General features: G+C 65.6%; 21 protein-coding genes. 14 read left to right on the top strand and 7 right to left on the bottom strand.

Annotated features, from left to right (window positions below; genetic code table 11):
• The first annotated feature begins 113 nt into the window (after positions 1–113).
• The 14 genes from F3J45_RS24790 to F3J45_RS24725 all read left to right on the top strand — a co-directional run bounded on the left by F3J45_RS24790 (position 114) and on the right by F3J45_RS24725 (position 19,009).
• A complete protein-coding gene (locus tag F3J45_RS24790) occupies positions 114–1,490 on the top strand; it encodes a diguanylate cyclase (RefSeq protein ID WP_167069399.1) in 1,377 nt (458 codons plus the stop codon).
• A gap of 214 nt (positions 1,491–1,704) precedes the next feature.
• Entirely contained in the window at positions 1,705–3,666 is a 1,962-nt protein-coding gene (locus F3J45_RS24785; protein WP_167069397.1) for a methyl-accepting chemotaxis protein, read from the top strand.
• 226 nt (positions 3,667–3,892) lie between these two features.
• A complete protein-coding gene (locus F3J45_RS24780) occupies positions 3,893–5,662 on the top strand; it encodes a protein-disulfide reductase DsbD (protein WP_167069395.1) in 1,770 nt (589 codons plus the stop codon).
• Positions 5,663–5,840: 178 nt separating this feature from the next.
• A complete protein-coding gene (gene aroQ, locus F3J45_RS24775; RefSeq protein WP_167069393.1) occupies positions 5,841–6,293 on the top strand; it encodes a type II 3-dehydroquinate dehydratase in 453 nt (150 codons plus the stop codon).
• A 100-nt stretch (positions 6,294–6,393) separates the two neighbouring features.
• Complete coding sequence (gene accB / locus F3J45_RS24770) at positions 6,394–6,864, top strand: acetyl-CoA carboxylase biotin carboxyl carrier protein (RefSeq protein WP_167069391.1); 471 nt, start codon at positions 6,394–6,396, stop codon at positions 6,862–6,864.
• 17 nt (positions 6,865–6,881) lie between these two features.
• Positions 6,882–8,237 carry an acetyl-CoA carboxylase biotin carboxylase subunit gene (gene accC / locus F3J45_RS24765; RefSeq protein WP_079229861.1) on the top strand — a complete coding sequence of 452 codons (1,356 nt, stop codon included), beginning with the start codon at positions 6,882–6,884 and terminating at the stop codon, positions 8,235–8,237.
• A 208-nt stretch (positions 8,238–8,445) separates the two neighbouring features.
• Complete coding sequence (gene prmA, locus F3J45_RS24760) at positions 8,446–9,324, top strand: 50S ribosomal protein L11 methyltransferase (protein ID WP_167069389.1); 879 nt, start codon at positions 8,446–8,448, stop codon at positions 9,322–9,324.
• 42 nt (positions 9,325–9,366) lie between these two features.
• Positions 9,367–10,698, top strand: a complete 1,332-nt coding sequence (locus tag F3J45_RS24755) for a DUF3426 domain-containing protein (RefSeq protein WP_167069387.1) — start codon at positions 9,367–9,369, stop codon at positions 10,696–10,698.
• A 175-nt stretch (positions 10,699–10,873) separates the two neighbouring features.
• The gene (gene dusB, locus F3J45_RS24750) at positions 10,874–11,887 is read left to right on the top strand and encodes a tRNA dihydrouridine synthase DusB (RefSeq protein WP_167069385.1); all 1,014 of its coding nucleotides are present in this window, start codon (positions 10,874–10,876) and stop codon (positions 11,885–11,887) included.
• Positions 11,884–12,204 carry a DNA-binding transcriptional regulator Fis gene (fis, locus tag F3J45_RS24745; RefSeq protein ID WP_011535876.1) on the top strand — a complete coding sequence of 107 codons (321 nt, stop codon included), beginning with the start codon at positions 11,884–11,886 and terminating at the stop codon, positions 12,202–12,204. Before dusB ends, fis begins: the two co-directional genes overlap by 4 nt.
• A gap of 80 nt (positions 12,205–12,284) precedes the next feature.
• A complete protein-coding gene (gene purH, locus F3J45_RS24740; RefSeq protein WP_167069383.1) occupies positions 12,285–13,892 on the top strand; it encodes a bifunctional phosphoribosylaminoimidazolecarboxamide formyltransferase/IMP cyclohydrolase in 1,608 nt (535 codons plus the stop codon).
• Between the two features lie 149 nt (positions 13,893–14,041).
• Complete coding sequence (purD, locus tag F3J45_RS24735; RefSeq protein WP_167069381.1) at positions 14,042–15,337, top strand: phosphoribosylamine--glycine ligase; 1,296 nt, start codon at positions 14,042–14,044, stop codon at positions 15,335–15,337.
• Between the two features lie 135 nt (positions 15,338–15,472).
• On the top strand, positions 15,473–18,244 hold the full coding sequence (locus F3J45_RS24730; protein ID WP_167069379.1) for a hybrid sensor histidine kinase/response regulator: 2,772 nt from the start codon (positions 15,473–15,475) through the stop codon (positions 18,242–18,244).
• Positions 18,245–18,412: 168 nt separating this feature from the next.
• Positions 18,413–19,009 carry a MarC family protein gene (locus F3J45_RS24725; protein ID WP_167069377.1) on the top strand — a complete coding sequence of 199 codons (597 nt, stop codon included), beginning with the start codon at positions 18,413–18,415 and terminating at the stop codon, positions 19,007–19,009.
• On the opposite strand, the gene F3J45_RS24720 is transcribed toward F3J45_RS24725, so the two are convergent.
• The 7 genes from F3J45_RS24720 to cobG all read right to left on the bottom strand — a co-directional run bounded on the left by F3J45_RS24720 (position 19,006) and on the right by cobG (position 25,464).
• On the bottom strand, positions 19,006–19,629 hold the full coding sequence (locus F3J45_RS24720; protein WP_167069375.1) for a hypothetical protein: 624 nt from the start codon (positions 19,627–19,629) through the stop codon (positions 19,006–19,008). The genes F3J45_RS24725 and F3J45_RS24720 overlap by 4 nt on opposite strands.
• On the bottom strand, positions 19,616–20,254 hold the full coding sequence (locus F3J45_RS24715; RefSeq protein ID WP_167069373.1) for a hypothetical protein: 639 nt from the start codon (positions 20,252–20,254) through the stop codon (positions 19,616–19,618). Before F3J45_RS24715 ends, F3J45_RS24720 begins: the two co-directional genes overlap by 14 nt.
• 61 nt (positions 20,255–20,315) lie before the next feature.
• A complete protein-coding gene (locus tag F3J45_RS24710; RefSeq protein ID WP_167069371.1) occupies positions 20,316–21,008 on the bottom strand; it encodes a hypothetical protein in 693 nt (230 codons plus the stop codon).
• A 95-nt stretch (positions 21,009–21,103) separates the two neighbouring features.
• A complete protein-coding gene (gene cobJ, locus F3J45_RS24705) occupies positions 21,104–22,810 on the bottom strand; it encodes a precorrin-3B C(17)-methyltransferase (RefSeq protein WP_167069369.1) in 1,707 nt (568 codons plus the stop codon).
• Entirely contained in the window at positions 22,798–23,532 is a 735-nt protein-coding gene (locus F3J45_RS24700; RefSeq protein ID WP_205300666.1) for a precorrin-2 C(20)-methyltransferase, read from the bottom strand. The genes cobJ and F3J45_RS24700 overlap by 13 nt, the downstream gene beginning before the upstream one ends.
• Positions 23,529–24,155, bottom strand: coding sequence for a precorrin-8X methylmutase (locus F3J45_RS24695; RefSeq protein ID WP_167069367.1), 627 nt, complete (start codon positions 24,153–24,155; stop codon positions 23,529–23,531). The genes F3J45_RS24700 and F3J45_RS24695 overlap by 4 nt, the downstream gene beginning before the upstream one ends.
• Positions 24,148–25,464, bottom strand: a complete 1,317-nt coding sequence (gene cobG / locus F3J45_RS24690; protein WP_205300665.1) for a precorrin-3B synthase — start codon at positions 25,462–25,464, stop codon at positions 24,148–24,150. Before cobG ends, F3J45_RS24695 begins: the two co-directional genes overlap by 8 nt.
• Positions 25,465–25,642 lie beyond the last annotated feature (178 nt).

Genomic DNA, 25,642 nt, shown 5'->3' with positions numbered 1-25,642 from the left:
CTGAATAATCGTTCACAAGCTTTTGTTGACCCGGGGCACGCACGCCATGAAAAAGCAGTGCTAGCATAGAGCCATCATTGAACCTGCATAGCCCACTAATAAGTAGCCAGGACATGACCCAAGCCGCGGAGCCGAGCCAGGAACGCCTCAAGCAGGAGTTCGAACAGCTGTTGCAGCGCCTGTCGCGCACACGCAGGCGCCGGGGCGATCCGCCGGGCTCGCAGGCACCGCCTGCGCGCAAGCCGGTGTACCTGCTGTTGCGCGACCACGAGCGCGCCGAGCGCCTGGCCCAGCAACTGGAGTTCTTTGGCCTGAACGCGCAGCCGCTGCCCAGTGGCGGCGCGCTGCTGGCCGCATTGGACGAGCAGTTGCCAGCGGCCATCGTCCTGGATGTCGACTTCGACGGCCCCGGTGGCGGCCTGCCGCTGGCCGCGCAGGTGCAACAGGGCCGCGAAACACCCATTGCGCTGTTGTTCTTCAGCCACCAGGAGGCCGACACGCCAACCCGCCTGGCCGCCGTGCGGGCCGGCAGCCAGGCCTTCCTTACCGGCACCCTCGAAGCCTCCAGCCTGCTGGAAAAACTCGAAAGCATCACCTGCACCGCGCAACAGGAACCGCTGCGTGTGCTGATTATCGACGACTCGCGCACCCAGGCCCTGCACACCGAGCGGGTGCTGCGCGGTGCCGGCATGCTCACCCGCAGCCTCAACGACCCGATCTGCACCATGGCCGAGCTGGCCGACTTCCAGCCCGACCTGATCATTCTCGACCTGTACATGCCGGCCTGCTCGGGGCCGGAGCTGGCCAAGGTGATCCGCCACAACGACCGCTACGTCAGCGTGCCGATCATCTACCTGTCGGCCGAAGACGACCTGGACAAGCAGCTCGACGCCATGAGCGAAGGCGGCGACGACTTCCTGACCAAGCCGATCCGCTCGCGGCACCTGATCACCACCGTGCGCAACCGCGCCGCCCGTGCCCGTCACCTGAAAGCGCGCATGGTGCGTGACAGCCTGACCGGGCTGTACAACCACACCCATATCCTGCAACTGCTCGAAGACTGCAGCTTCCGCGCCCGCCGCGAAGGCCAGCCGCTGAGCTTTGCCATGCTCGATATCGACCATTTCAAGAAAATCAACGACCGCCACGGCCACCCCATGGGCGACCGGGTAATCAAGAGCCTGGCGCTGTTTCTCAAGCAGCGGCTGCGCAAGAGCGATTTCATTGGCCGCTACGGTGGCGAGGAGTTCGCCATCGTCATGCCCAACACGGCGGTGGAGTCGGCGCACAAAGTGCTGGACGAAATTCGCCGGCGCTTTGCCGAGATCCTCTACCCGGCGCAGGTGGGTGACTTGCAGTGCACCTTCAGCGCCGGCGTGGTGCAACTGGAGGAAGGGCTGGATGCGTTGAGCATGGCCAGTACGGCAGATGAGGCGCTGTACCGGGCCAAGCATGCCGGGCGTAATTGCGTGGTGCGCGTCGAGCCCTAGATTTTTGCTGCCTGGGCCGGCCCTTTCGCGGGGCGAGCCCGCTCCTACAAGGGCATGCAATCGCCTGTAGGAGCGGGCTTGCCCCGCGAATGGGCCCGTACAGGCACAGTGCCACTTTTTTATGGCGCCAGTCCCTTGTCGTCATCACCCGGTCACAAAACCGCAATAACTTCAGGCACCTACCTCTCCACTCCCCCGCAGGAAGTTCGCGGCTATGCGCCTGAAGTGGCTGACCAATTTCAACACGCTGTTGCTGGTGACCGTGTGCATCGCCCTGGGCGCAACCCTGTGGTGGTCGCAACGTGCCCTGGAGCGGCCCTATCAACTGATGGAACGCTACCTGGGCCTGTCGCAGCAATTCCAGAACCAGAGCGCGCGCAATGTGCGCGCCTACCTGGGCAGCGGCGACGCCCTGCGCCATGCGGCCGCCATCGAGGCCAATACCCAGCTCGAAGCGTCCCTGGCCGACTGGCCGGCTGAGCTTGCCGACCAGTTGCGCCCGAGCCTGGACACCCTGCAGGCCTTCACCGCCAACGAACTGCTCGCCGCCGGCAAGCTGGCGGGCGACCCGCAGGCCCTGCTGCAGCAAGCCGAGCGTGAGCTGGGCGCCAACCTTGAGCAACTGGCCGGCTATGCCCGCGACAGCGGCAGCAGCGAGGCCAACCGCTACCTGCTGCCGCTGTTCGACGCCAGCGTGCACCTGGGCCGGCTGTCGCTTGCCCGCGACAAACTGGTGAGCAGCGGCCGTGCGGAACTGGCCGATGAAGTGGAGCGCGAGCTGCAGTTGATTCGTACCCAGGCCCAGGCCATCGACGCCCTGCCACTGCTGGGCGTGACCCGCGCCGCCGAATCCAACGCCGATGACTTCGCCGCCATGATGGGCCTGCAAACCCAGGCCAGCGAGCAGCAGGAGGATGTCGCCGTCGGCCTCAAGCGCGAACTGCAGAGCCTGCTGGGCCGCTACCCCGCCGAGCTGCAGCGCACCCGCGAGCTGATCGAGCGGCGCACCGCCCTTGCCGCCAGCACCAACCAACGCCTGGCCGCGGTGCAACAGGCCATCGCCGGGCTGGAGCCAGCCGTGCGCAGCCAGCACGCGAAAATCGCCGGTGAAGTGCGCATCATCCAAGGGTTGATGATCGGCCTGATCCTGCTCATCGCCCTGCTGATCGACACCTTGCAGCGGCGCCTGGCACGCACCCTCACCGGCCTTGTCCCGGCCCTGTCGCGCTGGGCCGAAGGCGACTTCGCCGCGCCCATCGCCCTGGGCAAGACCAACCGCGAGCTGCGCGACATCCAGGAGTCGCTGAACCGCCTGCGCCAGTACTTGGTGGAGCTGGTCGGCACCATTCGCCACAACGCCGAGCAGGTGGCCGGCAGCAGCCACGCCCTGGCCGGCATGAGCGCGGCCCTGCACGACGGCGCCGAACGCCAGGCCGGCGACACCGGGCAGATCCGCGATGCCTTGGGCGAGCTTGAGGCGACCATTCAGCAAGTGGCCGGTGACGCCAGTTCCGCCGCCGATGCCAGCCGCGATGCCGGCCGCGCGGTGGAGCAAGGGCAGACGGTGATCGGCCAGAGCCTGTCCGGGTTGCGCGCACTGGTCGACGAGGTGCAGGGCAACGCGCGCATGATCGAACAGCTGGCCGAGGAGTCGGCCACCATCGGTGGCGTGCTGACAGTGATTCGCTCGATTGCCGAGCAAACCAACCTGCTGGCGCTCAACGCCGCCATCGAGGCCGCCCGCGCCGGTGAAATGGGCCGTGGCTTTGCCGTGGTGGCCGATGAGGTACGTTCGCTGGCCCAGCGCACCACCGGCGCCACCGGGGAGATCCAGGCGCTGATCGACCGCCTGCAACAGGCCGCCCGAGGGTCGGTGGCGGGCATGCGCGCGCAGCTTGAACACGCCGAGGCCACCGCCAACCAGGCCCAGGCCGCCGACGGCGCACTGGATGAAATCGTCAGCGCAATCCGCACCATTGCCGATACCGCGGTGCGCATTGCCGATGTCACCGCGCAGCAAAGCGGCGCGGTGAGCGAGATTCGCGACCACAGCGAACGGATTCACGAGCTGGGGGAAGACAACCTGCAGCGCATTGGTGAAGGACGCGAGCAAGGTGAACAGCTGCTGAGCCTGGGCAGTGAATTGAGCAAGGCCGTGCTGGCTTTCAGGGTTTAAACGCTCCTGCTCCTGGTAGGAGCGAGCGCAGCTCGCGATGGGGCGCGCAGCGGCCCCAAGGTTTCCAGCTTCGCAGCTAATCACGCCGGGGCTGCTTTGCAGCCCATCGCGAGCTGCGCTCGCTCCTACCGGGGCCACCGTCACCTGCGATCCCTGTGTCGCCCCCCCCTTTCAACCACCGCCAACTCCGTTATCATGCCGGCACGTTCCACCTCGCGAGTCCGCCATGCGCCGCCTGTTTTTCCTGCTGTTCCTGCTGCTGGCCAGCCCTGCCTTCGCCTCGGGCCTGCTCGACAACCGCCCCAGCGCCACCCTCGGCGCCGCTTCGTTGGCCAACAACGCCGACTTCCTGCCGGTGCACGAAGCCTTCAAGCTCAACCTGATTCAAGCCGACGCCCAGACCATCAAGCTGCGCTTCGTCGCCACCGACGGCTACTACCTGTACCGCCATCGTTTGCACTTCCAAACCGAGCCCGCCGACATCACCCTCGGGCCGCCGAACATTCCCAAGGGCGAAGCCAAGCACGACGAATTCTTCGGTGACGTCGAGGTGTACCACGGCGTGCTCGACATCGAGATCCCCCGCACCGATGCCCGCGCCTTCACCCTGCAGGTGGGCTACCAGGGCTGCGCCGACAAGGGCCTGTGCTACCCACCGCAAACCGAACGGCTGAACATCGATGGCGAAGGCGCCGCGCAGCCGCCCGCCAGTGGCGAACCGGGTTGGAATTGGAAGTCGCTGTTGCTGTTCTTCCTCGCCGGGGTTGGCCTGACCTTCACCCCCTGCGTGCTGCCCATGCTGCCGATTCTTTCCGGCGTGGTGATGCGCGGCCAGGTGGGCGGCCTGCGGGGCCTGGCCCTGTCGCTGGCCTACGTGCTGCCGATGGCCGCCAGCTTTGCCGTGCTGGGGGCATTGATGGGCCTGTTCGGCGCCGGCCTGAACCTGCAGGCACGCCTGCAATCGGCCTGGGTGCTGGTGCCCTTCGCGCTGTTCTTCGTGGTGTTCGCCCTGGCCATGTTTGGCCTGTTCGAGCTCAAGCTGCCACAGGCCCTGAGCAACCGCCTGAACACCGTGGCCAACCACACCAAGGGGGGCTCGCTGCTCGGCGCAGCGGTGCTCGGCGTGCTCTCCAGCCTGCTGGTATCGCCCTGCGTCTCGGCGCCGCTGGCCGGAGCCTTGCTGTACATCAGCGCCAGCGGCGATGCCCTGGGTGGCGCGCTCAAGCTGTTCGCCCTGGGCCTGGGCATGGGCGCCCCACTGCTGCTGATCGCCACCGGTGGGGCCGCCTGGCTGCCCAAGAGCGGGCCTTGGCTCAATACCGTGAAAAATGCCATCGGCGTGCTGCTGCTGGGCTTGGCCATCGGCCTGCTCAGCCGCGTGCTGCCGGGGCCTGCGACCTTGCTGCTGGTGGGCTTGCTCGCCGCTGGCGTGGCGCTGTTCCTCGGCGCCCTGGAATTCGTGGTCAAGGCCCCGCGCCAGCGCCTGGCACAGCTGCTGGGCCTGGCCTTGCTGGTGTACGCGCTGGCCTGCTGGTACGGCGCCCTCAGCGGCCAGGGCGACCCACTGCGGCCGTTACCCCCGGCGCTGAACGCCGTCCCTGCCGCGGCTACCGCCAAGCAAGGTGCCTGGCGCACCCTGACCACCCCCGCCGCGCTGGATGCGGCCCTGGCCGAAGCCAAGGCCGCCGGCCAGCCGGTGCTGCTGGACTGGTATGCCGACTGGTGCATCAGCTGCAAGGTGATCGAACATGAAGTGCTCAATGCGTCCCAGGTGCAGCCACAACTGGCCGCCTTCACGCTACTGCGCTTCGACATCACCGAAAGCAGCGCCGAGCAGCGCGCCCTGCTCGACCGCTATCGCCTGTTCGGCCCGCCTGCGCTGCTGTTCTTTGCAGCGAACGGCAGCGAAATGACCACCGATCGGGTGATTGGCGAAATAAACGCCGGCGAATTCGCGCAAATTCTGACACGCGTTCGCGGCAAACTCGGTCTATAACTTCCCGCGTGCCGGGAATTTTCTCCAAATGAGTGACCAAATTTAATTATTTGGTCACATACTTCGCGCGAACCTCGGACATCGTGCCGGCTATTGCCGGGAACTGGACACTTGCCGTCGCTTTGCGGCACACTCGCCGCGCTGTGTCGAATTGCCCTACAAATCCAAGGAATCGCAGATGGCAACCCTACTGGTGCTCCACGGCCCCAACCTGAACCTGCTTGGCACCCGGGAACCTGGCCACTACGGCGCCAAGACCCTGGCCCAGATCAACCAGGACCTGGAGCAGCGTGCCCGCGAAGCCGGCCACCATCTGCAGTACCTGCAGAGCAATGCCGAGTACGAGCTGATCGAGCGTATTCACGCTGCACGCAACGAGGGTGTGGACTTCATCCTGATCAATCCGGCTGCTTTCACCCACACAAGCGTCGCATTACGTGACGCATTGCTCGCGGTGAGCATCCCATTCATCGAAGTGCACTTGTCCAACGTGCACAAACGCGAACCGTTCCGCCACCACTCCTACTTTTCCGATGTTGCCGTAGGCGTGATCTGCGGCCTGGGCGCCAGCGGTTACCGCCTGGCCCTGGAGTCCGCGCTGGAACAACTGGCTGCCAACGCACAGCCCTGATAACGAAAACCCTGGCCTCAGTGGGCCGGGGTTACAGAGAAACGTTCAGATACGTTTTTAAATTTCGCCCCCTGACCGAACCTTTGGGAGTTGATGATTAATGGATATCCGTAAAGTCAAGAAACTGATCGAGCTGCTGGAAGAGTCTGGCATCGACGAACTGGAGATCAAGGAAGGCGAAGAGTCGGTCCGCATCAGCCGTCACAGCAAAACCCCGGCTGCCCAGCAGTTCTACGCACCCGCGCCAATGGCTGCCGCACCTGTAGCTGCCCCGGCCGCCGCCGCCGCCGCTGCAGCCCCTGCCGCTGAAGCCGCCGCTGCCGCCCCAGCGCTCAAAGGCACCGTGATTCGCTCGCCGATGGTCGGTACCTTCTACCGCAAGCCTTCGCCGACCTCGCCGAACTTCGCTGAAGTGGGCCAGTCGGTGAAGAAAGGCGACACCCTGTGCATCGTCGAAGCCATGAAGATGATGAACCACATCGAAGCCGATGTCGGCGGCGTCATCGACGCCATCCTGGTGGAAGACGGTCAGCCGGTTGAGTTCGACCAGCCGCTGTTCACCATCGTTTGAATCGCGGAGAGCCAACGATGTCTGGGAAGCTCGAAAAAGTCCTGATCGCCAACCGCGGGGAAATTGCCCTGCGGATCCTGCGTGCCTGCAAAGAGCTGGGTATCAAGACCGTCGCCGTGCACTCCACCGCCGACCGTGAACTGATGCACCTGGGCCTGGCAGACGAGTCGGTCTGCATCGGCCCTGCATCGTCCAAGGATTCCTACCTGCACATCCCGGCGATCATCGCTGCCGCCGAAGTCACCGGCGCCACCGCGATCCACCCGGGTTACGGCTTCCTCGCGGAAAACGCCGATTTCGCCGAGCAGGTGGAAAAGTCCGGTTTCGCCTTCATCGGCCCGAAAGCCGACACCATTCGCCTGATGGGCGACAAGGTTTCGGCCAAGGACGCCATGATCAAGTCGGGCGTACCGACCGTGCCAGGCTCCGATGGCCCGCTGCCGGAAGACGAAGAGGTCGCCCTGGCGATCGCCCGTGACGTCGGCTACCCGGTGATCATCAAGGCCGCCGGTGGCGGTGGTGGTCGCGGCATGCGCGTGGTGCACAAGGAAGAGGACCTGATCGCCTCGGCCAAGCTCACCCGTACCGAAGCGGGTGCTGCCTTCGGCAACCCGATGGTCTACCTGGAGAAGTTCCTGACCAACCCACGTCACGTGGAAGTTCAGGTACTGTCCGACGGCCAGGGCAACGCCATCCACCTGGGCGACCGCGACTGCTCGCTGCAGCGCCGTCACCAGAAGGTGCTGGAAGAAGCACCGGCCCCGGGTATCGACGAGAAGGCCCGCCAGGAAGTCTTCAAGCGTTGCGTCGACGCCTGCGTCGAAATCGGCTACCGCGGTGCCGGTACCTTCGAGTTCCTGTACGAGAACGGCCGTTTCTACTTCATCGAGATGAACACCCGTGTGCAGGTTGAGCACCCGGTGTCGGAGATGGTCACCGGTATCGACATCGTCAAGGAGATGCTGAGCATCGCCGCTGGCAACAAGCTGTCGTTCCGCCAGGAAGACGTGGTCATTCGTGGCCACTCGCTGGAGTGCCGGATCAACGCCGAAGACCCGAAGAAGTTCATTCCGAGCCCAGGCAAGGTCAAGCACTTCCACGCCCCGGGCGGCAACGGCGTGCGCGTCGATTCGCACCTGTACAGCGGCTACTCGGTTCCGCCGAACTACGACTCGCTGATCGGCAAGCTGATCACCTACGGCAAGGACCGCGACGAAGCCATGGCGCGCATGCGCAATGCCCTGGACGAGATCGTCGTCGACGGCATCAAGACCAACATCCCGCTGCACCGCGACCTGGTGCGTGATGAAGGTTTCTGCAAAGGCGGCGTGAACATCCACTACCTCGAACACAAACTGGCCAACCAGGAGTGATCGCGTTAGCGTGATGCACCAAAACCCCGGCCCTGTGCCGGGGTTTTTCATTCAGCCCTGCACCATTCCTGGTAGGAGCGAGCGCAGCTCGCGATGCAGGCGGCGCGGCCCGCCGCCACACCTCTACAAACCCCTCGTACTCGCGTAAACTCCCAGCCTTCGCGCAGCCTCGGGCTGCCCTCTGTCAGATTTACCAAAGGTGCCCGCCATGCCTTGGCTGCAAGTACGCCTGGCCATCAGCCCGGAACAAGCCGAAACCTACGAAGACGCCCTGCTCGAAGTCGGCGCCGTATCGGTCACGTTCATGGATGCTGAAGACCAGCCGATCTTCGAACCCGACCTCAACACCACCCCGCTGTGGTCGCACACCCACCTGCTGGCCCTGTTCGAAGCCGATGCCGTGCCCGAGGCGGTATTCGCCCACCTGCAACTGCTGACCGGCGCCGAACTGCCCGAGCACCAGGCCGAAGTGATCGAGGACCAGGACTGGGAACGCAGCTGGATGGACGGTTTCCAGCCAATGCGCTTTGGCCAGCGCCTGTGGATCGTACCCAGCTGGCACGACGCCCCGGAAAAGGACGCGGTCAACCTGCTGCTCGACCCAGGCCTGGCCTTCGGCACCGGCACCCACCCAACCACCGCGCTGTGCCTGGAATGGCTCGATGGCCAGCAACTGCAAGGCACCCAAGTCCTGGACTTCGGTTGCGGCTCGGGCATCCTCGCCATCGCAGCGCTGCTGCTGGGCGCCCGTGAAGCAGTCGGGACCGACATCGACGTGCAGGCCATCGAAGCCTCCCGCGACAACGCCCAGCGCAACGGCATCGCCGACGAAAAACTGGCCCTGTACCTGCCCGAGCACATGCCGGCGATGCAGGCCGATGTGCTGGTCGCCAACATCCTCGCCGGCCCCTTGGTCGCCCTGGCACCACAGCTGTCCGGCCTGGTTCGCCCGGGTGGCCTGCTGGCCCTGTCGGGCATCCTTGCCGAACAGGGTGAAGAAGTGGCGGCCGCCTATGCTGCCGACTTCGCGCTGGACCCGATCGTCGTGCGCGACGGCTGGGTGCGCATCAGTGGTCGGCGCCGCTAAGCGGGCCTAGAATAGTTCTCTGCACAGCTCCCGGATCGCCGCATGACCGACAGTTTCGTCACCCAGTGCCCGCATTGCCAGACCAGCTTTCGCGTCACCCATCACCAGTTGAGCGTGGCCCGCGGGGTTGTGCGCTGCGGCCACTGCCTGCAGGTGTTCAATGCGGCCAAGCAGTTGCTGGAACAGAACCGCGCCAACGCCGGCGCGGTGCCAGCACCGCCCGTACCGACACCCGCGCCCGCGCCGGTGGTAGAACCCGTGGCAGCGCCGGAACCTGTGGTGCGCGAACCTGCGCCGCTGCCAAATGCTGACTGGACCACCCCCCAGGCCTGGGACGAGCTGGACCTGGACCAGGAACTGGCCCGCCTGGAACGCCGTGGCCAACCTGCCGAACAGCGCCCGAATGCCGGCACCGATGCCCTGCAGGCCCGGCGTGACGAGCCGGTGGCCGACGAGCACGGCCACGAACCGTTCGGCACCGCCACCGATGAAGCCCACGCGCCACACCCGGCCGATGAACCGGCCCCGGTGCTGCTCGACGAACAGCCACTGGGCGCCGAGCCCGGCGACCGGACCGAGCCCACGCTCGGTGCCAGCCTCGACCTCGACGACGAGCCACCCGTGCAACAGGCGGCCGAGCCGGAGCCCGAACCCGTGGCGCGATTCGGCGCCATCGATGAGGACATCATCCACGAAAAAGGCCTCAGCGCCCGTGATGACGACGACACCGGCCTGCACCTGTCGGCGCGTGACGACGACCCGGACGAGCCGATGCCTGGCGAGCGCCTGGAGCCAGGCCTCTCGACCCGGCCCGAGCGCCCTTCGCGCAAGGAACCACTGGTCGACGTCGTGGACGACCCGTTGCAACTGGGCTGGGAGAAACCCCGGCCGAACTGGGGCAAGCGCCTGCTGTGGGGCTTGCTGAGCCTGCTCGCCGCTGGCCTGCTGGCCTTCCAGTACGTGTGGTTCCACTTCGACGAGATGGCCCGCCAGGACCAGTACCGGCCAATCTTCCTGCAACTGTGCCCGATGCTCGGCTGCGAAGTGCCGACCCGTGTCGATATCGGCCGGATCAAGAGCAGCAACCTGGTGGTGCGCAGCCACCCGGACTTCAAGGGTGCGCTGATCGTCGATGCGATCATCTACAACCGCGCACCGTTCGCCCAGCCGTTCCCGCTGCTGGAGCTGCGCTTTGCCGACCTCAATGGCCAGCTGATCGCCAGCCGCCGCTTCAAGCCCAGCGAATACCTGTCGGGTGAACTGGCCGGGCGCGGCGAAATGCCCAGCCAGACACCGATCCATATCGCCCTGGACATCCTCGACCCGGGCCCCAAGGCCGTGAACTACAGCCTCAGCTTCCGCTCCCCGGAGTGACCCCTGCGCAATGGTGCCGAGTTTTCGGCGCCAACCAGCCGTCGCGAACCCTTGGGCATAAGGCCGCAACTGTTCAGAATTTATCCAAATCCTTCTTTATCCGGTCACCGAGAGCGGGTATCATGCCAACCCTTTTTCGAACTCCAATGATTCGGCCCCACAACAGGGAACACCTATGTCGGCGGTACGCATCGGCCCATACACACTACGCAACAACCTGATCCTGGCGCCCATGGCCGGAGTCACGGACCAGCCTTTCCGAACGCTCTGCAAGCGCCTGGGCGCCGGCATGGTGGTGTCGGAAATGGTCAGCAGCGACATGAGCCTGTGGAACAGCCGCAAGTCCAGCCTGCGCCGCATCCATGAAGGCGATCCCGAGCCACGCTCGGTACAGATCGCCGGGGGTGATGCGCAGATGATGGCAGCCGCGGCCCGGGCCAACGTCGAGGCAGGTGCCCAGATCATCGACATCAACATGGGCTGCCCGGCAAAAAAAGTCTGCAACAAGGCGGCTGGCTCTGCTTTATTGAGAGATGAAGCCTTGGTCGCCGAAATCCTCCATGCCGTGGTCGGCGCGGTGGACGTGCCGGTGACCCTGAAGATCCGCACCGGCTGGGACCGGGCGAACAAGAATGGCCTGAACGTGGCGAAAATCGCCGAACAGGCCGGCATCCAGGCGCTGGCGGTGCATGGCCGGACACGCGCCGACCTGTACACAGGTGACGCCGAGTACGACACCATCGCTGCCATCAAGCAGGCGGTGTCGATTCCGGTGTTCGCCAATGGCGACATCACCTCGCCAGAGAAGGCCCGGGCGGTCCTGGATGCCACCGGGGTCGACGGCCTGCTGATTGGCCGGGCTGCCCAGGGGCGGCCGTGGATCTTTCGCGAGATCGAACATTTTTTGGGGACTGGCCAGCATTTGCCGGCCCCGCAGTTGGACGAAGTGGAACGCATCCTGCTGGAGCACCTGGCCGCGCTGCATGCCTTCTATGGCGATGTGATGGGCGTGCGAATCGCCCGCAAGCACGTAGGCTGGTACCTGGCAACACGACCCGGCGGCAAGGAGTTCCGCTCCCGGTTCAACGCTTTGGAAGACACACAAGCGCAGTGCGCCAACGTTCGTGCGTATTTCAGCGAACGTCGACAGAGCCTTGAGACAGAGGACGGACAGGGGGTGGCCGCATGACGATGATGACAGAGACATTAGTGAGTGGAACAACGCCCGTGAGCGACAACGCCAACCTCAAACAGCACCTCAACACGCCAAGCGAAGAGGGCCAGACCCTTCGCGACAGCGTCGAGAAGGCGCTGCACAACTACTTCGCACACCTGGAAGGCGCTACCGTCACCGACGTGTACAACCTGGTGCTCTCCGAAGTCGAGGCGCCCCTGCTCGAATGCGTGATGAACTACGTGAAGGGCAACCAGACCAAGGCCAGCGAGATGCTCGGGCTCAACCGTGGCACCCTGCGCAAGAAGCTCAAGCAGTACGACCTGTTGTAAGCCAGAATCCCAATCAGAAAAGGCGGCCTCTGCGAAGAGACGCCTTTTTTGCTGACTCCACCGCGTTATTGGAACCCGAAATGACCGACCAGACTACCCGCCTGCCAGTCCGCCGCGCCCTGATCAGCGTCTCCGACAAGACCGGTATCCTCGAATTCGCCCGTGAGCTGCAACAGCTCGGTGTCGAGATCCTGTCCACCGGCGGCACCTACAAGCTGCTCAAGGACAACGGTGTGAACGCGGTGGAAGTGGCCGATTACACTGGCTTTGCCGAAATGATGGATGGCCGGGTCAAGACCCTGCACCCGAAAATCCACGGCGGCATCCTTGGCCGTCGCGGCACCGACGACGCCATCATGAACGAGCACGGCATCAAGCCGATCGACCTGGTTGCAGTCAACCTGTACCCGTTCGAAGCCACCATTTCCAAGCCGGGCTGCGACCTGCCGACCGCCATCGAGAACATCGACATCGGCGGCCCGACCATGGTCCGCTCGGCGGCCAAGAACCACAAGGACGTGGCCATCGTGGTCAACGCCAGCGACTACGCCAGCGTCCTCGAAGGCCTGAAGGCCGGTGGCCTGACCTACGCCCAGCGCTTCGACCTGATGCTCAAGGCGTTCGAGCACACTGCCGCCTACGACGGCATGATCGCCAACTACATGGGCACCATCGACCAGGCCAAGGACACCCTGAGCACAGAAGCGCGCAGCGAATTCCCGCGCACCTTCAACAGCCAGTTCGTCAAGGCCCAGGAAATGCGCTACGGCGAGAACCCGCACCAGAGCGCGGCGTTCTACGTTGAAGCGAAAAAAGGCGAAGCGAGCATTTCCACCGCCGTGCAGCTGCAGGGCAAGGAGCTGTCGTTCAACAACGTGGCCGACACCGACGCCGCGCTGGAATGCGTGAAGAGCTTCGTCAAGCCGGCCTGCGTAATCGTCAAGCACGCCAACCCGTGCGGCGTGGCCGTGGTTCCGGAAGAAGAAGGCGGTATCCGCAAGGCCTACGACCTGGCCTACGCCACCGACACCGAGTCGGCGTTCGGCGGCATCATCGCCTTCAACCGCGAGCTGGACGGTGCCACCGCCCAGGCGATCGTCGAGCGCCAGTTCGTCGAAGTGATCATCGCGCCGAAAATCTCCCAGGCAGCCCGCGACGTGGTGGCGGCCAAGCAGAACGTGCGCCTGCTGGAATGTGGCGAGTGGCCTGCTGAGCGCGCCGCCGGTTGGGACTTCAAGCGCGTCAACGGTGGCCTGCTGGTGCAGAGCCGCGATATCGGCATGATCACCGCCGATGACCTGAAGATCGTCACCAAGCGCGCCCCAACCGAGCAAGAGATCCACGACCTGGTGTTCGCCTGGAAAGTGGCCAAGTTCGTCAAGTCCAACGCCATCGTCTACGCCAAGCAGCGCCAGACCATCGGCGTCGGCGCCGGCCAGATGAGCCGCGTCAACTCCGCGCGCATCGCCGCCATCAAGGCTGAACATGCTGGCCTGCAGGTGCAGGGTGCGGTGATGGCCTCGGACGCGTTCTTCCCGTTCCGTGACGGTATCGACAATGCGGCTAAAGTGGGTATCAGCGCCGTGATCCAGCCGGGTGGCTCGATGCGTGATGCCGAGGTGATTGCTGCCGCTGATGAAGCGGGCATCGCCATGGTGTTCACCGGTATGCGCCACTTCCGCCACTAATTACGCGGATCCCGAGGCGAGCCGCGATCCTGTAGGAGCGGGCTTGCCCCGCGAATACGATGGTGCATTCACCGCCGCATTCGCGGGACAAGCCCGCTCCTACAAGGTTCTGCGACAGCCTCTGGGATCACCTGAATCGAGGTTTTGACATGAAAGTTTTGATCATCGGCAGCGGTGGCCGTGAGCACGCCCTGGCCTGGAAAGTCGCCCAGGACCCACGGGTCGAGAAAGTCTTCGTTGCCCCAGGCAACGCCGGCACCGCCACCGAAGCCAAGTGCGAAAACGTCGCCATCGACGTGTGCGCCCTGGAGCAACTGGCCGACTTCGCTGAGAAGAACGTCGACCTGACCATCGTCGGCCCGGAAGCGCCGCTGGTCATCGGTGTCGTCGACCTGTTCCGCAGCCGTGGCCTGGACTGCTTTGGCCCAACCAAGGGCGCGGCCCAGCTGGAAGGCTCCAAGGCCTTCACCAAGGACTTCCTGGCGCGCCACAAGATCCCGACCGCCGACTACCAGAACTTCACCGAGATCGAGCCGGCCCTGGCCTACCTGAAGGAAAAAGGCGCGCCGATCGTGATCAAGGCCGACGGCCTGGCCGCCGGCAAGGGCGTGATCGTCGCCATGACCCTGGAAGAAGCCGAAGCCGCCGTGCGTGACATGCTGGCCGGCAACGCCTTCGGCGAGGCCGGTTCGCGCGTGGTCATCGAGGAATTCCTCGACGGCGAGGAAGCCAGCTTCATCGTCATGGTCGACGGCCACAACGTGCTGCCCATGGCTACCAGCCAGGACCACAAGCGCGTCGGCGACCAGGACACTGGCCCGAACACTGGCGGCATGGGTGCCTACTCTCCAGCGCCGGTCGTTACCGCAGACGTGCACCAGCGCGTGATGGACCAGGTGATCTGGCCAACCGTGCGCGGCATGGCCGAGGAAGGCAACGTCTACACCGGTTTCCTGTATGCCGGCCTGATGATCGACAAGGCGGGCAACCCCAAGGTCATCGAGTTCAACTGCCGCTTCGGCGACCCTGAAACCCAACCTGTGATGCTGCGCCTGGAATCGAGCCTGGTGCTGCTGGTCGAAGCCGCCTTCGCCAAGGCCCTGGACAAGGTCGAGGCCCAATGGGACCCGCGCCCGAGCCTGGGTGTGGTGCTGGCTGCCGGTGGCTACCCAGGCGACTACGCCAAGGGTGAGGTAATCAACGGCCTGGACGCCGCTGCCAAGATCGAAGGCAAGGTGTTCCACGCTGGCACCTCGCTCAAGGACGGCCAGGTCGTCACCAACGGCGGCCGCGTACTCTGCGCCACCGCCATGGGCGCCAGCGTTGCCGACGCCCAGCAGCAGGCCTACCGCCTGGCCAAGGAAGTGAGCTGGAACGCCAGCTTCTACCGTACCGACATCGGCTACCGGGCCATCGCCCGCGAGCGCGGTGAGCACCAGCAATAAGCGGTACCGGGTAGCCGCAGCGCCTTGCGCCTGCGGCATCCGGCTCGTCGACAGGGCCCCATGGGGGCCTTGCCTTCGACTTGGCGCGCCGCGCATAGTTAGTACCCGGCACATCGGCTAGGAAGGGATCTCGTAGTGCGTCGGCTTCGGATTGCCACAGCTCTGATCGTCAGCTTGCTGACATTGCTCTGCCTGTTACCGGTTGCGGCCGAACAGGGCGGGGGATGGTCTGCGCTGCTCGATGAACAGGCCAACCTGCAGTTGAGCGACGTGCGCTCGGACCGCTATCGCAGCCAGTTCAGCCCCACCACCCTCGGTGAGCTGGACGCCGCACCGGCCGAACAGGCTCTGTGGCTGCATTACCGCCTGGAACCGGGCGAGCAGGAACAACTGCTGCGTATCTTCGCCCCGGACCTGTCGCGCCTGGACCTCTACGCCCTCGATGGCGACCGCCTGCTGCGCCAGTTGCACCATGGGCGCCAGGTCAGCAATGCCAGCCCCACGCTGCGTGGCAGCGACCACATCCTGCCCTTGCCCAACAGCCAGCAACCGCTGGACATCTACCTGCGCCTGGTTTCGGAACACCAACTGCGCCCGGCCATCAGCCTGGAGCCTGCCGCGGTAGCGGCCTCCGACCACGGCCAGCCACTGCTGTTCGGCATGCTGTTTGGCGGCCTGGTGATGCTGATCCTGCATAACCTGATCCGCTTCATCTACACCCGTTCCAGCACCACCCTGTTCCTTGCGCTGTACCACGCCCTGATGCTGCTCAGCGGCCTGATCCTGCTCAACCTCAGCGGGCCCTGGTGGCACCTGTGGCACAGCGCGCAAACCCCGGCGGCCTACCTGACCCTGGTCATGGCAGGGTTGGCGGGGCTGTATTTCACCCAATTGTTCTTCGCCGATTGCAACGCCCCAAGGCTCAACCGCCTGTTGCAGGGCGAAATGCTGGTGGCGGCGGTCAGCGGGCTGGTCCTGCTGTTCGTCGACACCCTGCCGCTGAACCTGATGACCTATGCCCTGCTGGCCGTGGGCAGCGTCAGCATGCTGCTGGTCAGCAGTTACCACGGGTACAAGGGCTTTGCCCCGGCGCGGCTGTTCAGCCTTGCCATGCTGGTGTTCAACCTGGGCGGCCTGGTGCTGCTGCCGGCCTTGCTCGGGCTGACCCGCACCGCCACGCCCTGGCTGCTGTGCATTCTGCTGGGCATGACGGTGGCCAGCGGCCTGCTGCTCAACCTCGCCGTCAGCGAACGCCTGCGGCGCATGAGCGAGGAGCGCTTCAGCGCCAGCCGCGCCCTGGCTGCCAGCGACGCCGAGATCAACGCCAAGGCCGAGTTCCTGGCCAAGATCAGCCACGAAATCCGCACCCCGATGAACGGCGTACTGGGCATGACCGAGCTGTTGCTGGGCACACCACTGTCGGTCAAGCAGCGTGACTACGTGCAGACCATCCACAGCGCCGGCAACGAGCTGCTGACGCTGATCAACGAGATCCTCGACATCTCCAAGCTGGAATCGCGGCAAATCGAGCTGGACGACGTGCAGTTCGACCTCAACGCCCTGATCGAGGACTGCCTGAACATCTTCCGGGCCAAGGCCGAGCAGCAGAACATCGAGCTGATCAGCTTCACCCAGCCGCAGGTGCCCCGGGTAATCAGCGGCGACCCCACGCGCCTGCGCCAGGCCCTGTCGAGCCTGCTGGAAAACGCCCTGAAAAACACCGACCAGGGCGAAATCCTGCTGGTGGTGGCCCTGGACCAGCGTGGCGAAGTGCCGCGCCTGCGCATCGCCGTGCAGGACAGCGGCGAACCGCTGCCTGCCGCCGAGCGCGATGCCCTGCTGCAGGCCGAACTGCACAGCCACCACTTCCTCTCCAGCAACAAGCTCGGCGGCCACCTCGGGCTGATCATCGCCAAGCAGTTGATCGGCCTGATGCACGGTGAATTCGGCATCAAGAGCAGCACCAGCATGGGCAACACCCTGTGGCTGACTCTGCCGCTGGACCCTTCGCGCCTGGAGCAACCACCGGCCGACCTCGACGGGCCGCTGCGCGATGCCCGGGTGCTGGTGGTGGACGACAACGACACCTGCCGCAAGGTACTGGTGCAACAGTGCAGCGCCTGGGGCATGAACGTCAGTGCGGTGCCGTCGGGCAAGGAAGCACTGGCCCTGCTGCGCACCAAGGCGCACCTGCGCGACTATTTCGACGCGGTGCTGCTCGACCAGAACATGCCGGGCATGACGGGCATGCAATTGGCCGCCAAGATCAAGGAAGACCCAAGCCTGAACCACGACATCCTGGTGGTGATGCTCACCGGGATCAGCAACGCACCCAGCAAGGTCATCGCCCGCAATGCCGGGGTCAAGCGCATCCTCGCCAAGCCCGTGGCCGGCTACACGCTCAAGACCACCTTGGCTGAGGAGCTGGCCCAGCGCGGCCGCGAACAAGCGGTGCCAGCGCCGCTGCCAGGCCCCCAGGGTTCGCTGGAGTTGCCCACCGACTTCCGCGTGCTGGTGGCCGAGGACAACAGCATCTCCACCAAGGTGATTCGCGGCATGCTGGGCAAGCTGAACCTGGAGCCGGACACCGCCAGCAATGGGGAAGAAGCCTTGCAGGCGATGAAGGCCCAGCGTTACGACCTGGTGCTGATGGACTGTGAGATGCCGGTGCTGGATGGGTTTTCGGCCACCCAGCAGCTGCGCGCCTGGGAAACCGACAACCAGCGCCAGCGCACCCCGGTGGTGGCGTTGACCGCGCATATTCTGGCCGAGCACAAGGAACGCGCGCGCCTGGCGGGCATGGACGGGCACATGGCCAAGCCGGTGGAACTGTCGCAATTGCGCGAGCTGGTGCAGTATTGGGCCAACCAGCGTGAAGCCAAGGCCGATACCGCGCATACCACCTGAGCCGCGGCGCATGGCACCGGCTTCGCCGGTGTTCGCGGGGCAAGCCCGCTCCTACCGGGTATTACATGCCACCTGTAGGAGCGGGCTTGCCCCGCGAAGAGGCCCGCACAGGCTAGCCCCCCAAGCTGCTGATACACTCCCCGCACCCTCACTGACCGGACCGCCCCCATGCTCCATGAGTTGTTCAGTGTCTACCTGAAGATGCTCGTGCTCTACAGCCCGTTCTTCGTGCTGTCGTGCTTCATCAGCCTGACCCGCGGCCACTCCAGCAGGGAGCGCAAGCAGCTGGCCTGGAAGGTGGCCTTCGCCGCGCTGGTGGCCAGCGTGCTGTTGTACCTGTTCGGACGGGCGATTTTCGGCATTTTCGGCATCACCGCCGACGCCTTTCGCATCGGCGCCGGCAGCGTGCTGTTCATCTCGGCCCTGGGCATGGCCCAGGGCAAGCCGGCGGTACAGGCCGACAACGTGCAGCAGGACGTGACCATCGTGCCGCTGACCATCCCCCTCACCGTCGGCCCCGGCACCATCGGCGCACTGCTGGTGATGGGGGTGAGCCAGCCGCACTGGGACGACAAGCTGCTGGCCATCGTCAGCATCGCCCTGGCCAGCTTCACCGTGGGCCTGGTGCTGTACCTGTCCCACGGCATCGAAAAGCTCCTGGGTGACCAGGGCCTGCAGATCGTCAGCCGCCTGATGGGGCTGTTCGTCTGCGCCCTGGCGGCGCAGATCATCTTCACCGGTATCAGGGGCTACCTGCTGCCCTAGAGCTCAAGCTTGAGGATTTCCCGCTGCATGACGTGCTCGACGTTCTTGCGCGTCCTGGCTTCGAACTCCTGCTGGAACAGCCGCACATTGAAACGCACCAGCTCGGCGCGAACGCGCGTTCTATCCAGCACCCGGCTGAGGAAGCCATTGCTGAACAGCGTGCGATCGCCTGCCTCGTGATACACCACCATGTCCACATAGCCGGCCTTGGAGGGGGCGCAGGGCAGTAACTGGAAGTGCCCCAGCTCACGGCTGCGTTGCTCCAGGTGCAGCAAGGGTGCATCGCTGTTCAGCAGTGCCGACAACGCCAGAGAAAGGCTGCTGGAATGGCGTTCCCCGGCCACCTGATTCACCGCCTGCAAGGCTTTTTCGGCAATCAGCCTGCGCTCAGGGCTTGGCCAGTGCACCTGCTCCGGTATCTGCGCATCCCAGCCCAGGTACTGCAACCGGCGCCGGTAGTGGCTGTACCAGTCCTGGACCAGCCCTTGCTCGTGATCGCTACGGGTTACCCGCTCAGCCATCAGCATTGCCAATTGCACCGACTGGCGCTGCTGCGCCGTTACCCCTGGCAGGAACGACACCAGGCTGCCACCCACTACCGCGGCTTCATGCTTGTCCATCGGTACCTCCCGACTGCAGCTTGCCTGCGTAGGTGATGTAGTGTTCCACCGCTTTGCTGTCGATCAGTGCACGCAGGTTTGCGCGCTGCAGGGCGAACTGTTCCTCATTCACCCGGCCCACCCAGGCGCGCAGCTGCAATTGGCCCGACTGGGCCGCCGACGCCGGAGCCACACAGGCACTGCACAAGGTGAGCCCGGCAGCGCCAGATACCACCCCCAGCTCATTGGCGACGCCCTGCGGCAGTTGCACGAACTTCGCCAGGTGCCGGCGTGCGGCGGCACCCTCCAAGGCAGCCGCCAGCGCCTTCAGCTCGCCGGCCAGCGTTGCGTCCTGAGCCAACAACCAGCGCTGCATGGGCGCCATCGGCGCAGGTGGCTGGCTATCAAGGGTTTCGCGCTGGTGCTCCCTGTGCAGGCGAATCCAGCCCAGGGACTCCATGCTGCTGATATGCGCCCCGAACCAGCGTTCATGATCGCGGCTTGGCTCGGGTTCTTTCTTGTTCGCGCTCAGCTGTGCATAAAGCACGCTGTCGAGCACATCCTGGCGCTGCTGCAACGTCAGGGCGCTGTCGATCAGCAATGCGGCACCGCCTACCAGCCACAGTGCATATTTACCTTCATCCATCATCCGGTCTCCTGGCCACGACACATGGAAAAAGAGGATGCCAAGGCATCCTCCTGCGCTATCAGATGTCGTAATCCAGAACGTTACGCACGGCACGGTCCTGCAGTTTGTTGCGGATATCCGCCCGCACCGAACCGTACAGGTCGCTATTGAAGGCGAACACGGCGCTGCCCGTGTAAAGCTCAATCGCGGTGCTTTTCCATTCGAACACCACGGTGTTCAGCTCGTGGTCGGCAAAGGGGGTGCTGTCGATTGCGCTCATGGCCAGGATCACTTCACCGGCTTCGTTCTGGATGCAGGCACCCAGGCCCACCGTGCCGGTTTTCTTCTCCTTGAGGTTGCGCAGGAGTATGTCCTGGGCCTCGGTGACCTGGCCAAGGCCTTCCAGGGCATCGGCGGCCAGTTGCGCCAGTGCATCGGTCAGGGGGTTGCTCAGCACGGCCTGGCCCACCACCTTCATGCCCTTGAAGGCGATAGCGCCCAGTTTCAGCGATTGGGTTTGCGCCCGCTCACGCTCGTAGGTGCGCTTGAGCGCTACCCAGCCGCAATCGCGCATGACATCGATGAACTGGGCGAACCACTGTTCAGTCTGCCCTTCATTGGGGAAACGCCGGGATGCCACCAGGGAGGCGTACTGGTAGGCATTCTTGATGTCGCTGCGAATTGCCGGGTCGATGCCCAGCCCGAACGCCAGCAGCGATTGCTCGATCACTGCAGCCGATTGGTTGCCAGAGCCTGGAATTACAGTTGTCATGGAATAGTTCCTCAGGTGTGCGCCCCGCCTTGATGGTCGAGGCGCACTCACCCTATTCCCATGACCCTGCCCCGTCTGGCAGGAAGGCCTTCCGCTCAGCGTGGCGCGGGGTACCAGCGCGGGGTGTAGGCCCAGCAGCCACCGGCCAAGCGCTCGAAAGTGCAGGTGGTGGAAGAACCGACCAATACCATGGTGCGCATGTCGACCATGCCCGGCTGCAGCTCGGCCAGGGTAACGACCTTGAGCGTCTGCCCCGGCCTGCCGATGTCCCGGCCCAGTACCACCGGCGTGTCACCCTTGCGGTGGCGGCGCACGACGTCCAGGGCCAAGCCCAACTGGTGTGGCCTGGACTTGGAAATCGGGTTGTAGAACGCCAGCACCAGGTCGGCCTCGGCGGCCAGGTCCAGGCGTTTCTCGATGATCGACCAGGGCTTGAGGTTGTCCGACAGCGACATCACGCAGAAGTCGTGCCCCAGCGGTGCGCCTGCTTGCGCGGCGGTGGCCAGCGATGCCGAGACACCCGGCAGGATCTCAAGGTCAACCCGATGCCAGGCCGGATCGGTGGAGGCGTGCAAGGCTTCGAGCACTGCCGCAGCCATGGCGAACACACCCGGGTCACCCGACGACACCACCACCACCGAACGCCCTTGGGCGGCCAGTTCGAAGGCGTGCCGCGCACGCTGCATTTCTTCGCGGTTGTCGGTGCAGTGCTGCACCTGGTCGTGGCGAAACGGCCCGGCCATGCGCACGTAGGTTTCGTAGCCGAGGATGTCCTGGGCACGGGAAAGCTCGGCCTTTACCGCCGGCACCATCAGCTCGGCAGCGCCAGGGCCCAGGCCGATCACCGCCAGCCGGCCACGCTTGCGGCCCACGCCAGCGACGTCGAGCGGGGCGGGCGCCACCGCGACCACCAGGCCCTGTTGCTCGCTCAGGCGGGCACCGGGCAAGGCCTGGGCGGCCATGTCGGCCAGGGTGCCGGACATGGCTGCAAAACGCAGCGCCACGCCCAGCTCAGCAGCCGCGTCCTGCAGGGAAGGCTCGGCCATCGCCTGCTCTGCGACCAGCAGGCACGCCAGCGAAGGCTCGGCAATACCGGCAGCGCGCAAGGCACCCCGCACCTGCTCAGCCAGGCCCGGGGCGCCAGCGGCCAGGGCAACTACCACGGCACGCGGGTGGATCAGCAGTTCGCTGCGGCTGGCCGCACGCGCCTCACACCCCACATGGATGGTGCGCTGGGCACCGTCGCTGGCGGGCAGTTGTGCTTGCGCAAGCCATGGCGCATCACCTTCGATACGCACGGGTTCACCGGCCAGCAGGTCGGAGACGAAGCGCTTGCCCTGCTCCAGGTCCGCCAGGGCATAGCCCTCGGGCGGGTTGAGCAGGCAGGTGCCAAAGCGCAGCTCGCCACTGGTGGTGATCGCCGCCGCCACGCCCAGCGCCTCGCCAAGCTCGCGGGCCATGCCGTTGACTCCGCTCAGGCCACCCAACAACGGCACCACCGCGCTGCCATCTTCCGCCACGGCTAGCACCGGCGGCTCGGCGCCCTTCTCGTCCAGCACGCTGGCCAGGCAACGGATAACGATGCCCGCCGCGCACAGGGCGATGATCGGCGTGCCCTGGCGGTACAGCGCGCGCAGGGTATCGGCGAAACTGTCGTACTGGCTGTCGGCGCCCTCCACGCGGCCACGCAGGCCGTGGATAGCCGCCTGTGGATAACGCTGCTGGATACGCCGCGCCGTCGCCAGGCTACCCGCCCCGAGAATGACGATGGCCGCCGCCTGTTGCCCATTCAGCCCTGCCATTTTTCCCCCGGTACGATAATCAGCGAGAAGTACGGCGAGGACTGCGGATCCACCTGATCCAGCGGCACGATCTTCTGGTTGGCCATGGTTGCCCGCTCGACATACAGCGCACGGCTCTCCAGGCCCAGCTCGGCCAGTACCTGGCGCACCTTGGGGAAGTTGCGGCCAAGCTTCATGATCACCGCCGCGTCAGCGTCGGCCAGGCGGCGCTTGAGATCTTCGGCTGGCAATACGCCCGACAGCACCGACAGGCTCTGGTTGCGGTACACCAGCGGCGCGCCCAGCACCGAGGCGCCACCCAGCATCGAGCAGACGCCGGGAATCACTTCGGCTTCATGCTGCTGGGCAAGGCGGTCGTGCAGGTACATGTAGGAGCCGTAGAAGAACGGGTCACCTTCGCAGATCACCGCCACATCGCGCCCGGCGTCCAGGTGCTCGGCAACCTGCACCGCGGCTTCGTCGTAGAAGTCGCTGATGACTTGCTCGTAGGACAACGGCGCGGGGAGCACTTCGGTAGTTACCGGGTATACCAGCGGCAGCAGGGTCTGCTCAGGGTGCAGGTGCGCTTCGATGATGCCGAAGGCGTTGCCGCGCTTGCCCTTGGCCACGAAGTACGCCACCACCGGCGCTTCGCGCAGCAGGCGCAGGGCCTTGAGGGTAATCAGTTCAGGGTCGCCGGGGCCAACACCCAGGCCCAGCAGACGTCCGCGCGGCGCCATCATTCCACCTCCGTGGCCAGGGCGTTGACCGCGGCAGCGGCCATCGCGCTGCCGCCCAGGCGGCCTTGCATGATCACGAACGGCACGCCACGGCTGTCGGCCGCGAGCATTGCCTTGGACTCGGCGGCGCCGACGAAGCCGACCGGGAAACCCAGGATCAGCGCAGGCTTCGGCGCACCGGCGTCGAGCATTTCCAGCAAGTAGAACAACGCGGTGGGGGCATTGCCGATCACCACCACGCTGCCTTCCAGGTGCGGCCGCCACAGCTCCAGGGCCACGGCAGAGCGGGTATTGCCGGCATCTTTGGCCAGGCCCGGCACGCTGGGGTCGCGCAGGGTGCAGATCACGGGGTTGTTTGCGGGCAGGCGTGCCCGGGTGATGCCTTCGGCGACCATGTGCGCGTCGCACAGAATCGGTGCGCCCTTGGCCAGTGCCTCGCGGCCGGCTGAGCCTGCGCCTTCGGAGAACTGCAGGCCGTCGATCGCCTCGACCATGCCGCAGGCATGGATCACGCGCACGGCGAGTTTTTCCAGGTCTGCGGGAATCCGCTCGAGCCGGGCTTCCTCACGGATGATCCGGAAGGAATTGCGATAGATCTCCTGACCATCGCGGATGTAATCAATCATCAAGGTGCTCCGTCGGCAGGGCGAGCATGGCGCCTGCTTCATTCAAGGTGAGGTCGGCGGCGCGCAGGGCGCCAAGGCCCGGCAGGCGCGCGTCGCGCAAATACAGGTCATAACGGCCCGGCGAGCGGGCCATCAGGGTGGCCGGGGCAACATGGGCCACGGCGCAGGAACGGGGGCAGCCGGCCAGGTGCACGCTGGCAACGGCACCGCCCGGCAACAGGCCCGCCAGGGTGACGGCGTCGGCCTTGGTGTCGGCCAGGCCCTTGGCGCAGCCTTGGCTGCCGGTGCAGGCAACCAGCCGGGCCAGCGGCTCATCGGGCCCGCACAACAGGCCCAGCGCCGCCAGTTCGGCACGCGCGGGCTCAACCGCGGCCGGGGCAATGTTGGTGAGCATCAAGCTTTGCCAGGGGCTCAGGCGCACGCTGCCATCGCCCCACTGGCGGGCCACGTGTGCCACCCCTCGCAACATGGCGGGCGTCAACCTGCCGAGCGGCGGCGCCACGCCCAACGCCACGCCGTGCCGCTGAGGCACCACCCCAAGCCACGGCAGGTCGGCGGCCTGCCGCCGCCACTGGCGCACGGCGGCATCGCGGCGCACGTCCAGGCCAAGGCCGTCGATAAACGCCTCGGCCGTACCGTGCTGCAGCAACTGGCGCATGCGCGACTGCTCGGCGCTGGCCAGGTCGAGGAACCGGTGAAGCACCGCGCGCACCAGCGCCAGGCCCTGCTCCACCGGCACGGCGCCCAGGGCCTGGCCGTCGGCCGGGCAACTGGCCAGGCCGAACGCCAACCAGTCGCGCTGCTCCAGGCGCAGGGGCGAAAGCCACAGGTCGTGGGGGTGCTCAAGCATGGCGACACCTTCGCCGCCATCGAGCTGCAAGGCGAACTTGGCCGACAGCTCATGCAGGCGCGGCGTGCCTTGCAACAGGTCGAGGATCTGCCCGGCCAAGGGGCGCACGTCCAGCAGCATGTGCCGGTCGTGCCCGGCCAAGGGGCTGAGCATCAGGTTGCGCACATCATCGCTGGCTGCGTCGCGTGGGCCGAGGCCGGCGGCAAGCAAGGCGTCGACCAGCCCGGCGTGGTCACTGCCAATGCCGCGGATCTGCAGGTTGGCGCGGTTGGTGGCCTCGATCACCCCGCCTGCATAGCGCTCAGCCGCCGCGGCCACCGCCTCGGCTTGTTCGGCCAGCAGCAGGCCGCCGGCCAGCTTGATGCGGCAAATGCCGCCGTCGCGGGCACCGACGATACGCCACAACCCCGGGCAGGCCGAGGGGCGAGGCGTTACGTTGGGGGGGGTGGCTGGGGTCAAGGGGGTGTCCGGCAATCGCTGAAGATGCGCTTGAGTGTAGAAGGCGCGGTATTATGCCTGCTTTGTCCGGCGGCATGAAAAGCCGGTGGTCGAGCTTCAGCTGCGATCGAGCACAATTTCAGTACCGCGCCGCCTTTTTCGCGGGCAAGCCCGCTCCCACAGCCCCCCTGTGCCTGTA

Source organism: Pantoea sp. Ap-967 (genome assembly GCF_011752565.1).
Lineage (GTDB): Bacteria > Pseudomonadota > Gammaproteobacteria > Pseudomonadales > Pseudomonadaceae > Aquipseudomonas.
The sequence above is the reverse complement of the archived record's forward strand: the minus strand, read 5'-3'. Positions and strand labels throughout refer to the sequence as shown.